This is a genomic window from Roseateles sp. P2_H4 (assembly GCF_056403315.1).
In genome coordinates, this window is record NZ_JBFUFR010000060.1 from 23142 (window position 1) to 31218 (window position 8077).

9 protein-coding genes are annotated in these 8077 nt (G+C 68.2%); 6 read left to right on the forward strand and 3 right to left on the reverse strand.

Translation table 11 applies throughout. The features are described from left to right. Nucleotides 1-24 precede the first annotated feature (24 nt). On the reverse strand, nucleotides 25-987 hold the full coding sequence (gene argF / locus AC1DW3_RS28580) for an ornithine carbamoyltransferase (RefSeq protein WP_477937290.1): 963 nt from the start codon (nucleotides 985-987) through the stop codon (nucleotides 25-27). After that, nucleotides 984-2189 carry an acetylornithine/succinylornithine family transaminase gene (locus AC1DW3_RS28585; protein WP_477937292.1) on the reverse strand — a complete coding sequence of 402 codons (1206 nt, stop codon included), beginning with the start codon at nucleotides 2187-2189 and terminating at the stop codon, nucleotides 984-986. The genes argF and AC1DW3_RS28585 overlap by 4 nt, the downstream gene beginning before the upstream one ends. Nucleotides 2190-2350: 161 nt before the next feature. Here AC1DW3_RS28585 and AC1DW3_RS28590 point away from each other — a divergent pair, with 161 nt between their 5' ends. Both AC1DW3_RS28590 and AC1DW3_RS28595 read left to right on the forward strand, forming a co-directional pair. Continuing rightward, nucleotides 2351-2689 (forward strand): DUF3579 domain-containing protein, encoded by a 339-nt coding sequence (locus AC1DW3_RS28590; RefSeq protein ID WP_477937294.1) that lies wholly within the window; start codon nucleotides 2351-2353, stop codon nucleotides 2687-2689. A 76-nt stretch (nucleotides 2690-2765) separates the two neighbouring features. Then, nucleotides 2766-3623, forward strand: coding sequence for an alpha/beta fold hydrolase (locus AC1DW3_RS28595; protein WP_477937296.1), 858 nt, complete (start codon nucleotides 2766-2768; stop codon nucleotides 3621-3623). Nucleotides 3624-3716: 93 nt separating this feature from the next. On the opposite strand, the gene rpsT is transcribed toward AC1DW3_RS28595, so the two are convergent. After that, a complete protein-coding gene (gene rpsT, locus AC1DW3_RS28600; RefSeq protein ID WP_477937298.1) occupies nucleotides 3717-4013 on the reverse strand; it encodes a 30S ribosomal protein S20 in 297 nt (98 codons plus the stop codon). A gap of 120 nt (nucleotides 4014-4133) precedes the next feature. Here rpsT and murJ point away from each other — a divergent pair, with 120 nt between their 5' ends. The 4 genes from murJ to AC1DW3_RS28620 form a co-directional block, all read left to right on the forward strand. After that, a complete protein-coding gene (murJ, locus tag AC1DW3_RS28605; protein WP_477937300.1) occupies nucleotides 4134-5696 on the forward strand; it encodes a murein biosynthesis integral membrane protein MurJ in 1563 nt (520 codons plus the stop codon). Continuing rightward, nucleotides 5696-6553 carry a SirB1 family protein gene (locus AC1DW3_RS28610; protein ID WP_477937302.1) on the forward strand — a complete coding sequence of 286 codons (858 nt, stop codon included), beginning with the start codon at nucleotides 5696-5698 and terminating at the stop codon, nucleotides 6551-6553. Before murJ ends, AC1DW3_RS28610 begins: the two co-directional genes overlap by 1 nt. 25 nt (nucleotides 6554-6578) lie before the next feature. Then, entirely contained in the window at nucleotides 6579-7640 is a 1062-nt protein-coding gene (locus tag AC1DW3_RS28615; protein WP_477937304.1) for an AI-2E family transporter, read from the forward strand. Between the two features lie 84 nt (nucleotides 7641-7724). Continuing rightward, nucleotides 7725-8077, forward strand: a 353-nt coding sequence (locus AC1DW3_RS28620) for a DnaA ATPase domain-containing protein (protein ID WP_477937306.1), incomplete at its 3' end; no start/stop codon positions are given.

The window sequence follows — 8077 nt, forward strand, 5'->3', positions numbered from 1 at the left end:
CCTCGCGGGCCGCCGTATCGGCCTTCAGCCAATCCGGCCGAGCAGAAGGTACTCCATGAGTGCCTTCTGCACGTGCATTCTGTTTTCTGCCTCATCCCAGACCACCGACTGCGGCCCGTCGATGACGTCCGCCGCCACCTCTTCGCCGCGATGCGCCGGCAGGCAGTGCATGAAGAGGGCATCCGGCTTGGCGCGGGCCATCATGGCGGTGTCGACGCACCAGTCCGCGAACGCCGCCTTGCGGGCCTCGTTCTCGGCTTCGTAGCCCATGCTGGTCCAGACGTCGGTCGTGACCAGGTCGGCGCCGTCGCAGGCCTCGCGCGGGTCCTTGAAGACCTTGTAGCAGCTGGCGTCCTTGATGCCGGCCACGACCGGGTCGACGCCATAGCCGCTGGGCGTGCTGACATGCACCTTGAAGCCGAGGATCTCGGCGGCCTGCAGCCAGGTGTTGGCCATGTTGTTGCCATCACCGACCCACGCGACGACGCGGCCCTTCAGGCAGTCCATGTCGATGGCGCCGCGGCGGTCCATGCCGCGGTTCTCGATGAAGGTGAACAGGTCGGCCAGGATCTGGCAGGGGTGGTACTCGTTGGTCAGGCCGTTGATGACCGGCACGCGCGAGTGCGCCGCGAACGCCTCGATCTTGCTCTGCTCGAAGGTGCGGATCATGACGATGTCGACCATGCGGCTGATGACGCGCGCCGAGTCCTCCACCGGTTCGGCGCGGCCGAGCTGGCTGTCGCCCGTCGTCAGGTGCACGACGGAGCCACCCATCTGGTACATGCCGGCCTCGAAGCTGACACGCGTGCGTGTGCTGGCCTTCTCGAAGATCATGGCCAGCGTGCGGTCCTGCAGCGGCTGGTATTTCTCGTAGTTCTTGAAGCGGCGCTTGATGATGGCGGCGCGGTCGAACAGATGGGCGTATTCCTCGGCGCGCAGGTCCTTGAACTGCAGGTAGTGACGCATCAGTGCATCTCCCGGCTTCATGGCTTGGGCTGGGCCAGCAAGGCCTTGATCAGGGGCACGAGGATGGCCGCGATCTGGCGGGCCTCGTCGTGCGTCAGGATCAGCGGCGGCAGCAGGCGCACGACGCGGTCGGCGGTCACGCTGATCAGCAAGCCGGCGTCCAGCGCCTGGCCCAGCAGCGGGCCGGCCGGGCGGTCGAGCTCGATGCCCAGCATCAGGCCCTGGCCGCGGATCTCGACAAAGCCGGCCACGCCGGCCAGGCCTTCAGCCAGCGCACCGCGCAGCGTCGCCCCGGCGGCTTCGGCGTTGGCGAGCAGGCCGTCCTCCTCCATGATCTTCAGCGTCTCGACGCCGGCGCGCATGGCCAGCGGGTTGCCGCCGAAGGTGGTGCCGTGGTTGCCGGCCTTCAGCACGCCGGCGGCGCGCGGGCCGCAGACGACGGCGCCGATGGGCACGCCCGAGCCCAGGCCCTTGGCCAGCGGCATCACGTCAGGCTTGATGCCGGCCCACTGGTGGGCAAACCACTTGCCGGTGCGGCCGATACCGCACTGCACTTCGTCGAGCATCAGCAGCAGGTCGCGTTCGTCACAGATGCGGCGCAGCGCCTGCAGGAACTCGATGCGGGCCGGGTTGATGCCGCCTTCGCCCTGGATGGTTTCCAGGAAGATGGCCGTGACGTTGGGATGCGCGGCGAGCGCGGCCTCGAGGGCGGCAATGTCGTTCAGCGGCACGCGCACGAAACCCGGCACCAGCGGCCCGAAGCCGGCCTGGATCTTGGGGTTGGCCGTGGCGGACAGCGTCGCGATCGAGCGGCCATGGAAGGCGCCCTCGAACACCACCACCTCGGGCGAGGGGTTGCCGCGGTCGTGGCCGAACTTGCGGGCGATCTTCAGCGCCGCCTCGTTGGCTTCCAGCCCGCTATTGCAGAAGAAGACATTGGCCAGGCCCGAAAGCTCGCAAAGCTTGGCGGCGAGCTGCTCCTGCAGCGGCACGCGGTAGTAGTTGCTCGTGTGGATCAGCTTGGAGAGCTGATCCTGCAGCGCCGGCACCAGGCGCGGGTGGTTGTGGCCCAGGGTGTTGACCGCGATGCCGCCCAGTCCATCCAGCAGTCGTCGGCCTTCCGTGTCCCAGACCCAGCAGCCCTGGCCGTGCGAAAGCGCAACGGGCAGGCGGCCATAGGTCGGCATGACATGGGGCTCGGACGAGGCGGGGACAGCGTTCATCGGGTCTCCAGAAGTTCCAGAAGAGGTTGAGGAAAATGGGCTTTTGATTCTAGAGTCGAGACGGGCGGCAATTGCTGCGGCGCAGCAGATCGGCCTGTGTCGAGGCACAATAGCGGTCTTTGGCAGCGGTGCCCCGCTGTAGACGCGAAGCCCCTCTGTTCATGACCGTTGCTCCCCCGCCGCGCGAAGTCTTCATCCAAGGTGTCACTCTGGATGGACGCACCTTCCGCCCGAGCGACTGGGCCGAGCGACTGGCCGGTGCAATGTCCTGTTTTCGGCCTGGCGGCGCGCGGGGCGGCATCGGCGCCTATATCGGCTATTCGCCGCTGTGCGTGCCCACCGTCATCAACGGCGTGAAGTGCGTCATCGTCAACGAGGAGCTCAAGCGCCTCGAGCCGATGGCCTGGGATTTCGTCATGAACTTCGCGCGCGACAACAACCTGCAAGTCGCCGATGCCTGCCTGCTGCCCGATGGGCCGGGCGGCAAACCGGACGCTTGAAAGCCTGTCTCCTAGCGAGACTCCGGAGGCGCGCCACGCCGCGGCGCCGTTATCCTCGCTGGCAATGTTTGGACACATGCCCATAAACCCCAGCGCCGCTGCCGCGGTCACCGTGGCGCCGCCCGTGGCCGAAGCGCCGGTGCCGGTCTGGGTGTTGCTGCGTGGCCTGTCACGGGAGAGCGGGCACTGGGGCGTCTTCCCCGAGCATCTGCTGCGCGAACTGCGCGCGCTGCAACCGGCGTCGAGGATGGTGATGCTGGACCTGCCCGGTACCGGTGCGTTGCGCCGCCAGGCCAGCCCCACCCAGGTGTCGGCCATCGTCGACGCCTGCCGTGCCCAGCTGGAGCGCCACGGCGTGACGGGGCCGGTGTCACTGGTCGGCATGTCGCTGGGGGCCGCGGTGCTGAGCGAATGGGCGAGCCGCTATCCCAAGGAGGTCGAGGCCGGCGTGTTGATCAACCCGAGCCTGCGGCCGTTCAGCGAACTCTTCCGTAAGCCGCGACCCTTGAACTATCTCGGCCTGCTGCTGCTGTCATTGAGCCGCTTCAGCGCCCGCATGCGCGAGGAGCGCGTGCTCAGTCTGACGACGCGGTTGACGCCGCCGCAGGCCGTCATCGACCGCTGGGTGGAACTGCAGCGCCAACATCCTCTGGGCGTGCGCAACACGGCGCGCCAGCTGCTGGCCAGCATGCGCTACCGCGCCAGCCGCACCCGCCCCAGTGCGCCCATGCTGTTGCTGTGCAGCAAGGGCGACAACCTCGTCGACTGGCGCTGCTCCCAGGCCATCAGCCGGGCCTGGGGCGCGCCACTGCGCCTGCACACCAAGGCCGGGCACGATCTGCCGCTGGACGACCCGCAATGGGTGGCCCGCGCCGTGGCGGAATGGCTGCGCGATCGCAGCATTCAAGGCGTCGTTGCCGGGGAGTGGCACTAGCCAAAATGCAAAAGGCCCGCGAAAGCGGGCCTCTCAAAGCAGAAGGCCCGCTTTCGCGGGCCTTCTGCCTTGCACCAGAGCTGGATTTTGTTATCAGGCGGCGAGCGCCTTGATCTTGGCGGACAGGCGGCTCTTGTGGCGAGCAGCCTTGTTCTTGTGGAAGATGCCCTTGTCAGCGACAGAGTCGATGACGGCTTGGGCAGCCTTGAACAGGTCAGCGGCCTTGGGCTTGTCGCCCGCGGTCACAGCCTTTTGCACGTTCTTGACGACCGTGCGGAATTTGGAACGCAGCGCCGTGTTGGCGGCGTTGAGCTTGACGTCCTGGCGGGCGCGTTTGCGGCCCGATGCCAGGCGAACCGTCTTCTTCTTGGCTTTGGAGCTGGTTGCCATGCTGTATCTATACCCAGTTGGTGCAAAGACGACGAGTATAGCCCGAAATCAGGGTTAAAGCCAAGTGCCTGGGCGCAGTATCGAAAGTGACGTCATTCACGACACAGATAATCCGCCGCCATGAATCTGCTGCGCGCTGCGTCGACCATATCCCTGCTGACCCTGACCTCGCGCATCACCGGCCTTGTCCGTGAAACCATGGTGGCCGGGCTTTTCGGCGCCACGGCGATGACCGACGCGTTTCTCGTCGCGTTCCGAATCCCGAACCTGCTGCGCCGGCTGTTTGCCGAAGGGGCATTTTCCCAGGCCTTCGTGCCGCTGCTGGCGGCGACGCGGGCGACCGAAGGCGAGGAGGCCACGCATCGCCTGATCGATGCGGTGGCGACCGTGCTGCTGTGGGCGCTGCTGGTGACGTCGGTGATCGGTGTCGTCGCGGCGCCGCTGCTGGTCTGGCTGCTCGGCTCGGGGCTGCCGGGGCCGGCCTTCGATGCGTCCGTCGTGATGACGCGCTACATGTTTCCCTACATCGGCTGCATGTCGCTGGTGGCCTTGTCGGCGGGCATCCTGAACACCTGGCGGCGCTATGTCGTGCCGGCAGCGACGCCGGTGCTGCTCAACCTCAGCGTCATCGCCGTCGGCTGGGCCCTGGCCAAGCCGCTGGAGCGCGCCGGCTACCCGGGCATCTACGCCATGGCCTTCGGTGTCATGCTTGGCGGCGTGCTGCAGCTGCTGGTGCAGTGGCCGGCGCTGCGGGCCGTCGGTGTGACGCCGCGCATGCGCCTGAGCTGGCGGGGCCTGCAGGAATCACGCGCCAACCCCGGCGTCGGTCGCGTCATCCTGGGCATGGGGCCGGCGCTGCTGGGCGTCGGCGTGTCGCAGCTGTCGCTGATGATCAACACGCAGATCTCCAGCCACCTGGCAGAGGGCGCGACCTCCTGGCTGAACTATGCCGACCGGCTGATGGAATTCCCCATCGGCCTGCTCGGCGTGGCCCTCAGCGCCGTGCTGACGCCGCAGCTGTCCGCCGCCCAGGCCTCGGGGCAGAGCGAGCGCTACAGCCGCCTGCTCGACTGGGGCCTGCGCATGGTGATGCTGTTCGCCTTGCCCTGCGCCGTGGCGCTGCTGGTGTTTGCCGAGCCGCTGACGGCCGTGCTGTACCACCGCGGTGCCTTCACGGCGACCGACGTGGCCCACACGGCGCAGTCGGTCATGGGTTGGGGCGTCGGCCTGATGGGCCTGATCGCCGTCAAGGTGCTGGCGCCGGGCTTCTTTGCCCGCCAGGACACCGGCACACCGGCCAAGATCGCGGTGGCGGTGCTGGTGCTGACGCAGGGCTTCAACCTCGTCTTCGTGCCCTGGATCGGTGTCGCGGGCCTGGCGCTGTCCATCGGCCTGGGCGCCCTGGTCAACGCGAGCTGGCTGTTCTGGGGGCTGAAGAAGCTGGGCAGCTACCGCCCCGAGCCGGGCTGGCTGTCCTTCGGCCTGCGCGTGGTGCTGGGTTGTGCGGCCATGGGCCTGCTGCAATGGCAATTGGCGACCCGGCTGGACTGGCTGGCCCTGGGCACGCATGAGATCCAGCGCGGCCTCATCATGGCGGCCAGCCTGGCCGGCAGTGCCGTCGTCTATTTCGCGGTGCTGCTGCTGGTCGGCATGCGGCCTCGCGCTCTCGGCCGCCCGAACTGATGAAGTACGCGGCGCCCTCTCCGCTGGACTACTTTGCCGCGCTGGTGGCCGAGGACCAGAGCATCAACCTGCTCGAGGCGGCCATCAGCCTGGCCCAGGACGAGCACCCCGGCCTGGATGTGCAGGGCGTGCTGGCTGAGGTCGACCGCCTGTCGCGCCGCTTGCGCGAGCGCATTACCCGCGACGCCGCCCCGGCCGAGCGCCTGCGCCATCTGACCCGCTTCTTCCATGGCGAGCTCGGCTTTGCCGGCAACCTGAACAACTACTACGCGGCGGACAACAGCTACATCCACCGCGTGCTGGAAACCCGCCGCGGCCTGCCCATCGCGCTGGCCGTGCTGCTGCTGGAACTCGCCGAGCAGGCGGGCCTGCGCGTGGCCGGCGTGGCTTTTCCGGGCCACTTCCTCGTCAAATGCAAGATCGGCCTGGGCGAGGCCGTCATCGATCCCTTTACCGGCGAGTCCCTGTCGCCTTCGCGCCTGGACGAGCGGCTGGGCCACTACCGCCACGGCAGCGGCCTGCCGGATGATCTGGAGCTGCCGCTGGAGTTCTTCCTGCGCGCCGCCGCGCCACGCCAGATCCTGGCCCGCATGCTGCGCAACCTGAAGGAAGTGCATCGCGCCGCCGAGGACTGGCCGCGCCTGCTGGCCGTGCAGCAGCGCCTCGTCATCCTGCTGCCGCGCGACCCGGCCGAGCGCCGCGACCGCGGCCTGGTGCTGGCCTCCCTGGGCGCCTTCGCCGCCGCGGCCCAGGACCTGGCCTTCTACCTTGCCGAGCGCGGCGATGCCCCCGATGCCGCCGAATTGCGCGCGCGCCTGGCGCTGCTGCTCGACCAGGCACCGCCGCCGCTTCAGTGACAATCCGCGCCCGCCCGCAGACACCATGATGAAGCTCACCAAGCCCCAACGCACCGCCCTGGCCTGGGCCGGCGTCGCCTTCGCCCTCATCCTGCTGCTGTGGCTGCTGTCGCCCGTGCTGGCGCCCTTCATCGCCGCCCTGGTGCTGGCCTATGCCCTGGCGCCCGTGGTGCAGGCCCTGGTGGACCGGCGCACGCCGCGTGCGCTGGCGGTGCTGATGGTCGAGATGCTGTTCGGGATGGCGCTGCTGACCTTGGTGCTGCTGGTGCTGCCCATCCTCAGCAAGGAGCTGCCGGCGCTGCGTGAACAGATCCCGGCGCTGGCCAAGCTGGCCAATGACAAGCTCTCGCCCTGGCTCGCCGAGCACGGCATCTACATGCAGCTCGACCCGGCCAGCATCAAGGCCTTCGTGCTGAAGTATCTGGACGCCAATTTCGAGGAATGGCTCGCGACGGCGCTGAGCTCCGCCCGCATCGGCGGCAGCTTCCTGCTCGCCTTCATCGGCAATGCGGTGCTGCTGCCGGTCGTGCTTTTCTATCTGCTGGACGACTGGCCCGGCCTGGTCGAGCGCATCCGTGCGCTGGTGCCGCCCGCGGCGCGCGATTCGGTCGGCAGCTTCCTCGACGAATGCGACCAGACGCTGGGCCAATACCTGCGCGGCCAGTTGCTCGTCATGGGCGCCCTGGCCATCTACTACAGCGTCGGCCTCGCGCTGGCGCGCTTCGACCTGGCACTGCCCATCGGCGTCTTCACCGGACTGGCGGTCTTCATCCCCTATCTGGGCTTCGGCCTGGGCCTGGTGCTGGCGCTGCTGGCGGGCCTGCTGCAGTTCGCCAGCCTCTATGGTGTCGTGGCCGTCGCCATCGTCTTCGGCATCGGTCAGTTGCTGGAGAGTTTCGTGCTGACGCCGCGCTTCGTCGGCGAGCGCATCGGCATGAGTCCGCTGATGGTCATCTTCGCGCTGCTGGCCTTCGGCCATCTGCTGGGCTTTGTCGGCGTGATGATCGCGCTGCCGCTGTCGGCCGTTGCGGCCGTTGCCGTCAAGCGTCTGCACAAGGCCTACCTCGCGAGCTCATTGTTTCGCTGACGCAAGAATGCCCCCACGCTCACTACGTTCACTGCCCCCCGAGGGGGCGCGTCAGGGCCTCCGGGCGGCCGCGCGGCACTGACGATGAGGCAGATTCCCCTGGCGCTGCTGGCCCCGCCTACGCCCAGCTTCGATAACTTCCTGCCTGGCGCGAATGCCGAGGCGCTGGCCTATCTGATGGGCCTGATGCCCGGCGACCCGCCCGTGCTGCTCTGGGGCGCCACCGGCTCGGGCAAGACCCATCTGCTGCAGGCCCTGGCCGAGCGCTGGCAGGCCGCCGGCCAGCGTGTCGCCTGGTATGACGCCGACACCGCCTTGCCCTGGGAGCTGCCGGCCCACGAGAGCCTGCTGCTGCTGGACGACTGCCAGCGCTTCGATGCCGGCCAGCAGCATGCGGCCTTCGCTCTCTTCGTTGCATCGGCAGGGCAGGGCTACAC